The 14702-nt window shown below is 54.8% G+C and carries 12 protein-coding genes; 1 reads left to right on the forward strand and 11 read right to left on the reverse strand.

All coding sequences use genetic code 11. From position 1 onward, the window contains the following. Positions 1-445: 445 nt before the first annotated feature. The 11 genes from lysS to pth form a co-directional block, all read right to left on the reverse strand. Positions 446-1939: a lysine--tRNA ligase gene (lysS, locus tag FD34_RS02200; protein ID WP_057806376.1), complete on the reverse strand. Its 1494-nt coding sequence runs from the start codon at positions 1937-1939 to the stop codon at positions 446-448. Positions 1940-1954: 15 nt separating this feature from the next. Next, complete coding sequence (gene dusB, locus FD34_RS02205; RefSeq protein ID WP_057806378.1) at positions 1955-2968, reverse strand: tRNA dihydrouridine synthase DusB; 1014 nt, start codon at positions 2966-2968, stop codon at positions 1955-1957. A gap of 112 nt (positions 2969-3080) precedes the next feature. Beyond that, a complete protein-coding gene (hslO, locus tag FD34_RS02210; RefSeq protein ID WP_057806380.1) occupies positions 3081-4040 on the reverse strand; it encodes an Hsp33 family molecular chaperone HslO in 960 nt (319 codons plus the stop codon). Between the two features lie 72 nt (positions 4041-4112). Further along, positions 4113-6269, reverse strand: coding sequence for an ATP-dependent zinc metalloprotease FtsH (gene ftsH, locus FD34_RS02215; RefSeq protein ID WP_057806382.1), 2157 nt, complete (start codon positions 6267-6269; stop codon positions 4113-4115). 99 nt (positions 6270-6368) lie between these two features. After that, positions 6369-6911 carry a hypoxanthine phosphoribosyltransferase gene (hpt, locus tag FD34_RS02220; protein WP_057806384.1) on the reverse strand — a complete coding sequence of 181 codons (543 nt, stop codon included), beginning with the start codon at positions 6909-6911 and terminating at the stop codon, positions 6369-6371. After that, complete coding sequence (tilS, locus tag FD34_RS02225; RefSeq protein WP_235805966.1) at positions 6904-8340, reverse strand: tRNA lysidine(34) synthetase TilS; 1437 nt, start codon at positions 8338-8340, stop codon at positions 6904-6906. Before tilS ends, hpt begins: the two co-directional genes overlap by 8 nt. Beyond that, positions 8303-8809: a S1 domain-containing RNA-binding protein gene (locus tag FD34_RS02230; protein ID WP_057806386.1), complete on the reverse strand. Its 507-nt coding sequence runs from the start codon at positions 8807-8809 to the stop codon at positions 8303-8305. The genes tilS and FD34_RS02230 overlap by 38 nt, the downstream gene beginning before the upstream one ends. Before the next feature lie 156 nt (positions 8810-8965). Beyond that, positions 8966-9316 (reverse strand): FtsB family cell division protein, encoded by a 351-nt coding sequence (locus FD34_RS02235; RefSeq protein WP_057806388.1) that lies wholly within the window; start codon positions 9314-9316, stop codon positions 8966-8968. A gap of 104 nt (positions 9317-9420) precedes the next feature. Next, a complete protein-coding gene (locus tag FD34_RS02240) occupies positions 9421-9687 on the reverse strand; it encodes an RNA-binding S4 domain-containing protein (RefSeq protein ID WP_057806391.1) in 267 nt (88 codons plus the stop codon). Between the two features lie 3 nt (positions 9688-9690). Next, complete coding sequence (gene mfd, locus FD34_RS02245; RefSeq protein ID WP_191980192.1) at positions 9691-13242, reverse strand: transcription-repair coupling factor; 3552 nt, start codon at positions 13240-13242, stop codon at positions 9691-9693. Between the two features lie 26 nt (positions 13243-13268). Next, a complete protein-coding gene (pth, locus tag FD34_RS02250; RefSeq protein WP_057806395.1) occupies positions 13269-13829 on the reverse strand; it encodes an aminoacyl-tRNA hydrolase in 561 nt (186 codons plus the stop codon). Between the two features lie 225 nt (positions 13830-14054). Here pth and cbpA point away from each other — a divergent pair, with 225 nt between their 5' ends. Then, entirely contained in the window at positions 14055-14693 is a 639-nt protein-coding gene (gene cbpA, locus FD34_RS02255; protein ID WP_057806397.1) for a cyclic di-AMP binding protein CbpA, read from the forward strand. The last annotated feature ends 9 nt before the right edge of the window (positions 14694-14702 follow it).

The following is a 14702-nucleotide window of genomic DNA, read 5'->3' on the forward strand; positions in this document are numbered from 1 at the left end:
AAGACCCTACACATTTAGTTCGTCAAAAACTTTGTTCAGTTTTCAAAGGTCTACCATACTGATTAAAATCAGCATTTATATTTTATCATATTTTACGAAGCAAAGTCAAGAATGATTTTTGATATGTTCTCAAGTTCTTCAGCCAAACATGAATAGATAAATGTCAGGATTGCCTGACCAAGGTAATCACCAGCAAAGTGACTGCCATCACGCTCAGACAACGATAATAACTATACCGACTCTCCCGTGAATTGTCAACCGATTTTACAATTAATCTGCTTTAAATTTGCAAAGCTGAACTTTTTAGCAGGCAACACCGTGTTGTTTACTGGAAACATTAACAAAGAACGTTTTACCCGTCCACAACATACGCCGTTACTTCTCCCCCCCAATAGAAAAAGAGCCGCGCAACGGTTAGTCGTCACACAGCTCTTCATGATTAAATTTACTTCTTACTCTTTTCCGGCCGCATCGTTGGGAACAGGATCACGTCCCGAACCGACTTGGCATCGGTCAGCAACATTATCAGCCGGTCAATTCCGATTCCAAGACCACCCGTTGGCGGCATCCCGTATTCCAGCGCTTGAACATAGTCGAGGTCGACTGGTTCGGCCTCGTCGTTTCCGTTAGCCTTCTCCTCAGCCTGCATCTCGAAACGGTGCTTCTGGTCAATTGGATCGTTCAATTCACTAAAAGCGTTGGCCAGTTCGCTCCCGTCCACGTAGAGTTCAAACCGGTCAGTCATGTCAGGATTATCAGCGTTCCGCTTGGCCAGTGGTGAAACCTCCACTGGGAACTCATAGACGAAGGTTGGCTGGATTAAGGTCTTCTCAACATACTCATCAAAGAAGGCGCTCAAAATATGGCCCTTCTTCCAGAACGGCTTGTATTCGATATGGTGTTCGTCAGCCAACTTCTTGGCATCGTCGTCAGTCATAGCTGGGTCACTAAAATCGATCCCCGTCTTCTCCTTGACGGCATCGACCATCGTAATCCGCTTAAAGTCACTTGCCAGGTCAATATCGTGCCCCTGGCAGTTAACGTGCCCATCATCGGAAACCACCTTGGCAGCGGCCTTGACAATCCCCTCGGTCTCATCCATGACGTCGTGGAAGTCAAAGTAGGCGGCATAGGTTTCCATCGTCGTAAACTCAGGGTTGTGGTGAGGGTCCATCCCCTCATTTCGGAAGATCCGGCCCAACTCATAGACCCGCTCGAAGCCACCGACAATCAGGCGCTTCAGGTACAGCTCGGTCGCAATCCGCAGGTACATGTCGATGTCTAAGGCATTATGGTGGGTAACAAATGGCCGCGCGTTGGCCCCACCGGCCTGGGTGTTCAGAATTGGCGTCTCAACTTCGGTAAAGCCGTGCTCATCCATGTACTTACGAACCGCTTTGATGATTGCAGTCCGCTGATGGAATCGTTTGAAGCTCTCAGGGTTGGAGATCAGGTCTAGGTACCGCTGCCGATAAATGGTCTCCGGGTCGGTAACCCCTTCCCACTTGTTTGGCAGTGGACGCAGGGCCTTGGCCAGGAAGGTAATCTTATGGGCCCGCACCGTCAGCTCACCAGAGTTGGTCTTGAGGACATCCCCTTCAATACCGAGGAAATCACCAATGTCCGCCCGCTTGAAGATGTGGTATTGATCATCACCCACCATATCCTTACGTGCGTATACCTGGATCTTTCCGGTCCGGTCAACGAAGTCCGCAAAACCAGCCTTACCGCTGCTCCGCTTCCGGGTCATCCGCCCGGCAATGATCACCATGGCGCCCTTGTCGTTTAGCTCTTTCTTATCGAATTGGTCATATTCATCGTGAATCTGCTGGGCTAGGTGGTCCCGCTTGAAGCGCCGGCCAAACGGTTCAATTCCCGCCTGCTTGAGCTCCTCCATCTTCTCACGACGAACACGCATTTGATCTAGTTCTTGTGACACAAAATTTTCCTCCTCTTATTGAGCTTGCTTGCGCGCAGCCCGCTTCATTTCCCGCTCCGCCGTCTGTTCAGCAAAACGGTCAAAGATCTCGTTCATCTGGTCGCGGGTCTCCGCCTCCACCAGGGCCGCCTTAGTCCGGGCAGAACGGGGAATCCCCTTCAGGTAGTATGTCGACAGGCCCCGGAACTCGCGCACGCCAACGTACTCACCCTTGAGGTCAATCAGCCGGTTCAGGTGTTCCTTGGCCATCTTGATCTTCTCGGCTGGGGTGGCTTCCGGCAGCAGCTCACCCGTCTCCAGGTAGTGCGCCGTCCGCGTCAGCATCCACGGGTTCCCCATGGCGGCCCGACCGATCATCGCGGCGGTGGCCCCGGTCATATCCAGGACCTTCTTGGCGTCTTCCGGTGTCCGAATGTCACCGTTGGCCATGAACGGGATCGTCAAATGATCAGCTACTTCTTTTAGTATATTCCAATCGGCGTGTCCCGTATACATCTGTTTTCGCGTCCGGCCGTGCATGGCGATGGCGCTGGCGCCGGCACGTTCGGCCGCTAGAGCGTTCTCCACCGCGTAGATGTGCTTGTAATCCCAACCGGTCCGCATCTTGACCGTCACCGGCTTCTTGACGGCATCCGTAACGTAGGATACCATCTCGTAAACCTTGTTGGGATCAAGCAGCCAGCGGGCCCCGGCATCAGTCTTGACGACCTTGTTGACCGGGCAGCCCATATTGATGTCGATCACGTCAGCGGCGGTATGCTCGTCAACGTACTTGGCAGCCTCCACCAGGGTCTCCTTGGTCCCACCGAAGATCTGAATCCCCATCGGGTGCTCGCTCGGGTCAACGTTCATCATGTTCAGTGTCCGTTTGTTGTGGTACATGATTCCCCGGTCGGAGATCATCTCACAGACAACGTACCCGGCGCCAAACTCCTTGCAGATCACCCGAAAGGCCGAGTTGGTTACACCCGCCATCGGGGCAACCACCACCTGGTTAGGAATCTCCACATTACCGATCTTCCACTTCATCTTTTCACCTCATTGTCTTCTCAGACGGTGGGTTGGCCGGCCACCGCCCGCTTATTTTTAATGTCCGATAACCAAACTATCATAGCACATCTGCCCGGCCAGACCAAACCAACTACTTCTGGTCCGGCTTGTCCTTGTCTTCCTTCTGCTGCTTCTCGGCGATCTCCTTATCGGCCTCAGCATCGGCAACCTTCTTGTCGTAGATCAGCTGGAGCTCGTCCTCACTGAACTCGTACTTCTTACCACAGAACTGGCAAACCGTCTCGGCATGGTGGTCCTCATCAATCAGCTTCTTCAGATCCTTGGTGGCGATGCTTTCCAGGGCCCGGGCAAAGCGCTGCTTAGAGCAATCGCACTCGTAGCGAACCGGCATCTTATCGAGGATCTTCAGGTCGTCACCGAACATCTTGTGGAGGATGTCTTCCGGCGTGTCACCATCCCGGAGCATCTCTGAAACCAGCGGCATCCCCTTCAGCGTCTTCTCAAGCTTGCTGATCTCCTCATCAGAGGCACCTGGCATGACCTGGATCATGAAGCCACCGGCCACCTCAATGCTGTCATCGGTGTTAACGAAGACGGAAAGGCCGACTGCAGATGGAATCTGCTCAGATTGGGCCAGGTAGTAGGTGAAGTCGTCACCGAGCTCACCAGAGACCAGGTTGACCTCCCCGGTGTATGGCGTCTTATCGCCAGGGGCCATCTTGGTGACAGACAGGATCCCCTTCGTGCCGACCGCCCCGGCAAAGTCGATCTTCCCCTTATCGTTGCTTGGCAGGTTGACGTGGGGGTTGCCCATGTAGCCCTTCACGGTCCCCTTGGCCGTCCCGTCGGCCACGATGTAACCAACCGATCCGTTACCCTGGATCTTGACGGTCATCCCCGCTTCACCCTGCAATCCGGCAGTAGCCAGCAGGAGGGTCCCGATCATCGTCCGGCCCAACGCCGCAGAGGACGCACTCCAGGTATCGTGGATTTCATGAGCTTTTTCAACCAGTTGGGTGGCATTTACGGCATAGGCCCGGAACTTACCGTCCTTGCTCATGCTCTTTACTAAGTAATCTGTCGTCTTCATAATTATTTCCCCCTCAAATCAAAAAATGGGAGCGACACGTTTTTGATGTCTCACTCCTATTTTAGCATTTTACTATTCACGGTGATCAGAATCTGCTGAGTCGTCGTGACCATTTTGATCATTGTGATCGCTCTGATCATCATGACCACCTTGGTCAGTCGGGTGATCATCAGTTGATGCTGGCTGATCATCCTTGGTTGAATCGTCAGTGGATTCATTCTTGCTGTCCCGCTTTGCATCCTCCATGCGTTCAAGTGCCCGCTTGGATTCCTCAAAGGTTTGGGCATAGGCCTTCTCATCTTCGGCAGCGTGATCCTTTTCGGGGATCTTCCCGGTCTTGTATAAGCTGAGAATTTCCTTCTCGTTCAGGGTCTCGTACTTCAGCAAGGCCTCGGCAATCGCCTTGTGTTGTTCGCGGTGAGTCTCAATGATATGAAGGGCCTGTTCATGCCCTTCGTTTAAGATCCGCCGAATTTCCTCGTCAACTAAGGCCGCTGTCTTCTCAGAGTATGGTGATTGGTCATAACCCTGACCGGTGAAGACCTGCCCGGAGCTTTGCAGCTCGACCGGCCCAATCTTCTCGCTCATCCCATACTGGGTAACCATGGCCCGGGCGATTTGGGTCGCCTGCTCAAAGTCATTGGAGGCCCCGGATGACTGGGACTTGAAGATCAGCTCTTCAGCCGCACGACCACCCATCAGACCGGCAATCTGCTCCTTGGCGTTCTTCTTAGACATCAGCATCTCGTCCTCACGTGGCAGCATGATGGCGTACCCACCAGCACGACCACGCGGCACAATTGTCACCTTGTGGACAACCCGCGCGTCGTTTAAGACCAGGCCAACGATCGTGTGACCCGCCTCGTGGTAGGCCACGGTCTTCCGTTCCTGGGCGGATTCGACTCGGTCGTGCTTGGCTGGACCAGCGATAACCCGGTCCTCAGCTTCGTCTAAGTCGGAGGCGTCGATCTCATTCTTACCACGTCGCGCCGCCAGCAGGGCCGCTTCGTTCAGCAGGTTAGCCAGGTCGGCCCCGACAAAGCCAGGCGTCTGTTTGGCGATTTCCTTCAAGTCGACATCAGGAGCGATTGGCTTATTCTTAGCGTGAACGCGCAGGATCGCTTCACGGCCCTTGACGTCTGGCCGCCCAACCAGAATCTTCCGGTCAAAACGACCTGGCCGCAGGAGGGCAGGGTCAAGGACATCGGAACGGTTCGTCGCCGCCATCACGATAATTCCTTCGTCCCCCTGGAAACCGTCCATCTCAACCAGTAACTGGTTCAGTGTTTGCTCACGTTCGTCGTTACCGCCGCCCATGCCGTTTCCACGGCGACGACCGATGGCATCAATTTCATCAATGAAGATGATGGCTGGGGCCGCCTTCTTGGCCTGGTCAAACAGGTCCCGAACACGGCTGGCACCAACCCCGACGAACATCTCAACGAAGTCCGAACCGGAGATGGAGAAGAATGGTACGCCGGATTCACCGGCAACGGCCTTGGCCAGCAAGGTCTTACCGGTACCCGGAGGTCCCTCCAACAGGACCCCAGATGGAATCTTGGCCCCAAGACGGGTGAACTTCTTTGGATTCTTCAGGAATTCGACAACCTCAACCAGTTCCTGCTTTTCTTCCTCTTCACCGGCAACGTCGGAGAAGCGAACCTTATTCTTCTTCGGGTCCGCTGGCTTGGCCTTGGTCTTACCAAAGCTCATCACCCCACGACCGCCGCCACCTTGGCCGGCTTGGCCCATCATCATGTAAAAGAAGAAAATCATGATGACCAGTGGCAGTACCGTCAGCAGCAGGTTCATCCAAATACTGTTGGATTCCTCGGCCCGGGTCGTCAGCTTGACGTCGTGCTTGTTGGCGTACTTTTGCAGCTGGCCAACCGTCACGTCACTTTCGAGAACGGAGCTTTGGAACTGTGAAACCTTGTTGTTGCGTTGTGGTGCTAATGCAAAGCTGTTGGTGGTATCAGCGTTGTTGGACTGTGGCTTACGGTAAGTTCCAGTGACCTTGTACACCCCACCGTTTGGTTGAAGCTGGACACTCTTAACCTTATTGTCCTTCAGCTCGGTGATGAACTCACTCTGGGAAACGGTCTTGCTCTGCCCGTTGGATTGGTTACCACCGAAGAAGAAGTAGACGATCCCCATGATGCACAAGAACATCACGGCGTAGAAGAGAACGTTATGAGTGAAATTATTGTTTCTACGATTGTTGTTCATAACAACCTCCTAACTACCAGCATCAATTTTAATAATTGTACCCACTATAATAGCATACTTGACAAATATTGACCATTAATTAAGCGGGTATCCAAATCACTAGTCTTCCTGGTAAACAGACGGCTTTAAGATCCCGATGTATGGCAGGTTGCGGTAGTAGCCCTTGTAGTCAAGCCCGTAGCCGACCAAGAACTCGTTAGGAACCCGAACCCCGTAGTAGTCAACGGCCACGTCGTACTGCCGACCCTCGGGCTTGTCCATCATCGACACCGCCTTGATGCTCTTGGCGCCCCGTTCCTTCAACAGGTCAATCAAGAACTTGAGGGTGTGACCACTGTCAACGATGTCCTCCATGATCAGGACGTTGCGGTCCTTGACGTCGGTCGTCAGGTCGTGGATCAAGGTCAGCTGCCCGGTAGACTGGGCACCGCCAAAATAGGTCGAGATGTCAATGAAGTCAAGCTGGGCCATGATGTCCATCTTCTCGATCATGTCGACGGTGAACAGGACCGCCCCGGTCAGGACTGAGATGATCAGTGGCCGCTTGTCACGGTACTCATCCGATAACTGCTTGGCCAGGCGGTCCGTGGCGGCCTCAATATCTTCCTTAGTGAACAGGACCTTTTCGATATCGTTATTCATAACGCTTTCTCCTCTTTAACTTTGTAATCCCAATGAACAATTGCTGCCAGTGTTGACGATAATCACGGGGCCGGTCAAACCAGCTCCACTTGCGATCGACCAGCCAGGCCACCGTTCCCTCGGCATCAACCAGGACCAGCTGACGCTCGCGGGCGGCGGTTGGTACCTTCTGATCGATCAGCACCCGACGGACCGGCTGGTGGCCGCCCCCCTTAAGGCGAAGGCGGTCACCAGGCTGCCAGGGCCGTAGGGTTAGCGGTAACTGCTGCGGATCCAGCCACATCTCCGTCACCCAGTCCGCGGTACCGAATTGGTCGGGTGTAGTGGTCACCATCAGATGACGGTGATCGTCGATTGGGTATTGTTGGCCCAATTTTACCATATCCACCATCCCTTTTTGCCCTTGGTCCGGGAATTTATCGTTATTTTCCAACCAGCAGCTATCATAGTCCTTGACCAGGATCCACCCGCTTGGTAGGGTGAGCCGGTCCTGCGGTTTCTGGGGATTGGCCAGGGCCGAACAGAGCTGGGTCACCAGGGCCGCCTTTAGATTGGGGACCCCGGCGCCCTCCAACCAGCGACGCAGCACCGCTTCCTGCTGGAACTTCGGCAGGCGCAGGAGGGCGGGTAAATCAAGACAAGGCCCCTCCTGGATGGTGTCAAGGAGGCGGTTAAGTTCCTGGTCCCGCCATTTTAGCAGGTCATTCAATTGATCCCGGTAGTCAAGAAGGTGGTCAAGCAGGCGAGGGTTCTCCTCCTCTAAGGCCGGCACGATCCGGTGACGATAACGGTTTCGGGTGACCGTCAGTTCCTGGTTGGTCTGGTCCTCATACCACTTCAGTCCCCGCTGGCGGGCATAATGATAGAGCTCGTCCTTGGTAAAGACCAGCAGGGGCCGGATTAGTCGCCCCGTCCCCAGGGGCCGCTGATCACGAATGCCGACCAGCTGGTCAAGCCGTCCGCCCCGGGTTAGCTTCATCAGCATCGTCTCAGCAAGGTCGTTGGCGTGGTGGGCCGTCACCACCACCGTCGCTCCGCGCTGGTGCATCAGCTGTTTGAAGAAGGCGTAGCGAAACCGGCGGGCGGCGTTCTCCACCCCGTGAGCGGGATGATCTGCCACCGGCCAGTGGGCCACCACCAGGGGCAGGTCGTGCTGGTGACAATATTCACGCAGGTAGGCCTCCTCAACCGTACTCTGGGCCCGCAACTCGTGGTTGACGTGGGCAACCAGCAGGCGGGGACGCAGGTCCGCAGGCAGGTTTTGAAGGAGGTCAAGCAAGGCCATCGAGTCAACACCGGTGGAGACGGCTACCACCACCAGGTCGCACCTAGCAAAAAAGCGGCCCCGCCTGAGGTGCCGCTCAAATTGTTTACGAATTGTCTCGGTCATGTTAGCTCCGCCGGCCGCCACGACCGCCACGCTTACCATCCTTCTGGCGCTTCAGCGTGGACAGGCGGGATTCACTTTCCTTTAAGTAACCGGCTAGCATGTCGTCGAAGTTCTCGTGCTGGTGACCACCGTGGTGACGACCACCATTGAAGCCGCCCCGGTGGCTATCATGATGGCCACGGAAGTCGTTGTTGCGCTCGTGGTGGAAATGATGTCCCTCGCCGTGTTGACGATGATCGAAGTGACCGTGTTCATGGCCTTCATGGTGCTCGTGGGGGGCCGCCGCCTTCATTGAAAGGGCGATCTTACCATCGTCACCAATCCGGGTAACCTTGACCGTCACCGTGTCGCCCACCGACAGGACGTCGTGGATGTCTTTAATGTACTTATCAGAAATTTGACTGATGTGCACCAGTCCCGTCTGGTTGTCGTCCAGGTCAACGAACGCACCAAAGTTTGTAATTCCTGAAACCTTACCTGAAACCTTTGCTCCCACTTCAATTGCCATGAAACTCTAAGATCCTCCTCGAATCATCTAATTATTTTGTAATGAGTATACCATACATATTTATACAAACAAGTCTAGTTTGAACCATTATCAATGCTAAATCAAGCTAAAAATCGTGCGGATTTGATCTTTCGACCATAACCCGCGCGATGCTCATTAATCATTCAGATTATAAACCGTTTCGCCCTTCTTGGAATAATTGTACTTGGAGCGAATTACCTGCTGGATATACTCAGGATCGTGTAGCTGCTTGACCTGCTGGTTGAGGTCCCGACCCTTGGCCTTCTGTGCCGCCAGCTGGGTCTGTGTCTGCCGAATGCTGGCGTTGACCTTAGCCAGTGAGTGACGGCTACGCACGATCTGGAATCCCAGGAACAAGAAGATGATGGCAAAAACCGCCACAATCCGTTTACAACGGCGGATGTGGACGCGACGGCGGGCCGCACGATCCATGCTCATCTGCTGGGCGTGAGGAGTCTCAAGCCGAACAACTTTACGATTCTTCAATTGATTCCCCTCACTTTCTAAAATATTATTCTTGTCCTAGTATAGCAACGAAAGCGCCCACTTGTCCATAACTCATCGAACAAAATATCAACTTTTTTATAGTTCTAGTCAAAATTCTCGGCGTACTTTTCGTCAATAATCTCATACATGTCTTCGGCCTCACTCTTCTTGGTAGTCTCGACGATCCGGTTGATCTTGACCACCTCGGTCTTGTTGCCGAACTTGATCGTCAGGGTATCGCCGGTTACCACCTTGGTTGACGACTTAGCCGGTCGATCATTGACCAGGATCCGGCCCTGGTCAGCAATCTCCTTGGCAATTGACCGTCGCTTGATGATCCGTGAAACCTTTAAGAACTTATCTAATCGCATTTGTTAATCCTCCATTTTCTCTGCTGCTTGATGGTTGTTTTGGATGACGTCAGCCAGGCCCCCGACCAGTTTTAGCAACTGGTTGAGCCAGTCGCTGGTCGTCATCTTCGGCTGGATCACCAGCCGGACGGTCAGCTGCTGGTCACGCTCACCCAGGGTGGCCTTGAAGTGGGTCTTGGCTAGCTGCTTGATAATGTCCGCCGCCTTGACCATGTGGCTTCCCTTGAGGCTAAAGGTGATCATGATGTTATCGCGCTGTCGCTTGATCTGGGCAATCAGGGCCAGGTCCGCCCGCCGCTTCAACTTACTAATCAAGAGAAGGTTGCCGACCGCGGTTGGGTAGTCGCCAAAGCGGTCGATCAGGTCACCCTGAATGTCCAGTAACTCGCTATCGTCACCCGCTTGACGGATGGTCTTGTACAACTCGATTTTCTGCTGCTGGTCGTCAATGTAGCTGTCTGGTAAGTAGGCCTCAACACCCAGTTCGACCTCGGCATCGGCAGTTGGTTTGGCCTTCTTCCCCTGCTTCTTGGCCACTGCGTCGCTCAGCATTGCCGAGTAGAGGTCGTAACCAACCGAGTCGATAAAGCCGTGCTGCTGCTTACCGAGTAGGTTACCGGCGCCACGAATTGCCAGGTCCCGCATCGCAATCTTGAAACCAGAGCCGAGCTCGGTGAAGTCCCGAATCGCCGCCAGCCGTTTCTCACCCAGCTCGGTGAGCACCTTGTTCGGCTGATACATGAAGTAGGCGTAGGCGACCCGGTTGCTCCGGCCGATCCGTCCCCGAATCTGGTAGAGTTGGGCTAGCCCCATCCGGTCCGCGTTTTCCACGAAAAGGGTGTTGACGTTAGGGATATCCACCCCCGTCTCGATGATTGAAGTCGTCACCAGGACGTCGTAGTTGCCCTGGATAAACTCGTACAGGACCGTCTCCAGCTCGTTTTCACTCATCTGGCCGTTGATGTAGCCGATAGCGGCCTCGGGAACGAGTTCCTTGAGTTTGGCAACCGTCTCCTCGATGTCGCTGACCCGGTTGTGTAGGTAGTAGACCTGGCCGCCCCGCTGCATCTCCCGCATGATCCCGTCACGGATGGCGCCGTCGTTTTGCCCCATCACGTAAGTCTGGATCGGAAAACGGCCGGCCGGTGGGGTTTCCAGGACGGAGAGGTCCCGGACCCCCAGCATCGACATGTGGAGGGTCCGTGGGATCGGGGTTGCCGTCAGGGTCAAAACGTCGACGTTATTCTTCAGTTCCTTGAGTCGTTCCTTATGCTTGACCCCGAAACGTTGCTCTTCGTCGACGATCACCAAGCCGAGGTCCTTAAAACGGACGTCCTTGGAGAGGATCCGGTGGGTACCGACGACGACATCGACCTTGCCAGCAGCCAGCTCGGCATCGGTCTCCTTGAGCTCCTTATTGGTCTTAAATCGTGACATCAGGGCGATCTTGATCGGGAATCCCGCAAAACGCTTAGTCATGGTGTCATAGTGCTGCTGGGCCAGGACAGTCGTCGGTACCAGGAAGGCCACCTGCTTACCACCGGCAACCGCCTTGAAGATGGCGCGCATTGCCACCTCGGTCTTACCGTAGCCGACATCCCCGACCAGCAAGCGGTCCATCGGCTTTGATTTTTCCATGTCCTGCTTGATCTCGTTAATACTGCGTAATTGGTCGCGGGTCTCTGTATAGGGGAAGTTGGCATCAAACTGCTTTTGTAGGTAGTCGTCTGCCGGAAAGGCATGGCCCTTAGCCGTCTCCCGCTTGGAGTAGAGGTCAACCAATTCGTCGGCGATGTCCTCGACCTTGGAGGCCACCCGCCGCTTGGTCTTTGCCCATTCATTGCCGCCGAGTCGGTTGATCCGAGGCGTCTTTGATTCGGACGAGACGTATTTCTGAACCAGGTTCAGCTGGGTCACCGGTACGAAGATCTGGGCATTGTTGCGATAGTTGATCACCATGTAGTCCTGGTGGACGCCATCGACCTCCATCGTTCGAATCCCGCTGAAGATCCCGATCCCGTGGTTGACGTGGACAACGTAGTCTCCCGGCTTGAGGTCGGTATAGCTCTTGAGCCGTTCCGCGTTGGCTAACTTCTGGGGGCGGTGGCGCCGCTTGGTCACCTGCTTGAACATCTCACCCTCGGTAATGACCACCAGGCCCCCTGCCGGCATCTCAAAACCGTTGTTCAGGTTGGCCGCCACCAGCTGCACCGTATTGGTCTTCAGGTCACTGACCCCCGTTTCGGTCGCCGTAATACCGAAGTCATGGAGGGTCCGGGCAATTTGGTCGCGACGGGCCTTACTGTTGGCCATCAGGACCACAGTCTGCCCCTGGTCAACCCAGCGCTGGAGCTCCGTCTTGAGTAGAGGCATCTGGCCAAAGAAGCGCTGCATCGGCCTGGTAGTTAGTTCGACCAGCTGGGTGAAACGCAGGTTGCCCATCCCCTTCTTGAAGAGGGCCCCGTAAAGCTGGGCGTGATGTTCAGCCTTGATCAGTTGATCCAGGTCGTTGCTCAGGGTCGATACCGTCACCAGCTGGTGGTACTTCACCTTATCGGCCAGCCAGGACCGGTCCTCAGCCGCCTGCTGCTTGGCCGCCTCCTTGATTCGGCCGAGGTCGTCAAAGTAGGCCACCCCGTCTTCGGGCAGGTAGTCAAGCAGGGAGTGAGCGGTTGGGTAGACCAGGTTGCTGAACTCCTGGAGGTCATTGGTCAATCGGCCTTGTTGTAACGCCGCCAGCATCGGCTTAAAACGGTTATCGACCTGCTGACGGATATCGTCATCCGTGTCGGTCAGCTGGGACGTCAGCTGGTGGTACTGGTCTCTCACCGCCTGGCTGACCCGGTCAAACTCATCCGGTGGCAGGATAAAGTCGGTGGCGGGTAGGATCTCTACCTCGTCAACATTCTTAATGCTTCGCTGGGTGCTGGCGTCAAAGTAACGCAGTGAGTCAACCTCGGTGTCAAAGAGGTCAATCCGGACCGGGTCGGTCGTGTTCAGGGCGTAGACATCGATGATCGAACCACGAATCGCAAAGTCACCGGGACGCAGGACCATCTTCTGGAGCTGGTAGCCCATCGCGCTCAGCTGGTCGCGAGCCTGCTGGGGATCCAATTCGCCCCCCGCCTTGACCGTCAGAGTTGCCTGGGTGAAGAACTGCGGAGAAACCACGTTGCGTCGTAGGCCGGCTGTTGTCGTTACCACAATGGCGTTGTCCTGCTTTGCCAGCGCCGCCAAAGATTGGACTCGTTGAAGACGATAGTTAGGTGAACTAGTGGCCACCTCGGCTGCCAACACCTCCTCGACCGGAAACTGGAGAACCCGGTCCGCGTCAACCAGCCCTCCCAAATCATCGGCCAGCTCCTGCATGTGAGCCATGTTGTCGGTCACCACCAGTAGTGGGTGGGACCGCTTGTCTTGGAGCGCCGCTAAAAGGAGTGCCCGCGCCGAACCTGAGATGCCAGTGATCAGCTGACGCGTGGTGGGCTTCAGCTGGGAGATAATCTTCTTGAAAGCGGGCGTCTTCTCAATAAAGTCCGCAAGCTGCACGTTCATTCACTCCTCTCTTCAATCATGGCTACCTAGTTGTAATCGTTCATCAATTGGGCAAAATTCTCACCACCGAGCCAGTCCTCCAGAGCGTGTTCTGCCTGCTCAACGGCCGCGTCAAACTGGGAACGTTCCTCTTTGGTAAACTTACCCAGGACGTGACTGACCACCGTCCCGTGCTGGGGGTGGTCAATACCGAGCTTGACCCGGTTGAACTGCTTGGTCCCTAGGGCATTGATGATGCTCTTCAGGCCATTGTGGCCACCCGAGGCCCCGTGGGTCTTCAGACGGATCTGACCAACCGGCATATCAAGGTCATCGTTGACGATCACCAGGTCATTGAGGTCGAGACCGTAGTAGTCAACCAGCGGCCCGACTGCCCGACCAGAGTCATTCATGAAGGTGGTCGGCTTGACCAGCATTACCTTCGTCCCGTTGATCACACCGCTGACCGCGACCGCCTCCTGCTTGAGGTGGCTAAAGGCCCCCAGGTGGTAGTCCCGGGCCAGCTGGTCCACGACCATGAAGCCGGTGTTATGCCGTGTCTCGTCGTAGCGGGTCCCGATGTTTCCCAAACCAACAATCATCTTCATAAGTATTCTCCATCCCTTCAGTATCGAAAATGCAAAAAGGCCGCACGGGGATCAACCCCGTCCAGCATTGTATCCGCTACATATTATACGCTTGCCGACTCAAAGTGAAAACAATCATGCCCCACCGGAAGTAATTATTAATTCATTCTCATTGTTTTCTCATATCCATGCTAAACTGTGTTATGATGTTTAGTGCACTTAGAAACGAAACAGAGGAATAGTACCATGATTTTTAGTTCACTCATCAAGAAAAAGGACACCCTGACGACTCTGCCCGAGACGGCCACTCTTGCCGAGGCACTGACGGTGCTGGAGAACACCGGCTACCGCTGTGTACCGGTCCTGGACGAATCTGGCAAGATCTTCCGGGGCAATATTTATAAGATGCACCTCTACCGCCATAAGTCTCGTAATGGTGACATGAACCTACCGGTAACGGCCCTGCTCAAGAACGCTACCAAGTTTGTCTCCATCAAGTCAGCCTTCTTCTCGGTCTTCTTCGCCATTCGGGACCTCCCCTACATCGCTGTCCTCGATGAGAATAACCAGTTCTACGGGATCCTGACCCACAACAGCTTACTCCGGGTCCTGGCCGAGGGCTGGAACGTCAATAACGGTAGCTACGTGCTGACGGTGGTGGCCCCTGACGAACGGGGCGCTTTGATGACCGCCACCAAGGAGATCACCCGCTACTGCCAGATCGTCAACGTCCTCTCCTTTGACCCCCAGCACTCCGCGGTCAAGCAGATTCTCTTTACCCTGCCGGCCGACGTTAGCCACGAGAAGATGGAGAAGGTCGTTAAGCGCCTAACCAAGAAGGGGTTTGAAGTCCCCGAGGTTGAAGATCTCCACCAGGGTTACTAATCAACGACA

Source organism: Limosilactobacillus pontis DSM 8475, from assembly GCF_001435345.1.
Lineage (GTDB): Bacteria > Bacillota > Bacilli > Lactobacillales > Lactobacillaceae > Limosilactobacillus > Limosilactobacillus pontis.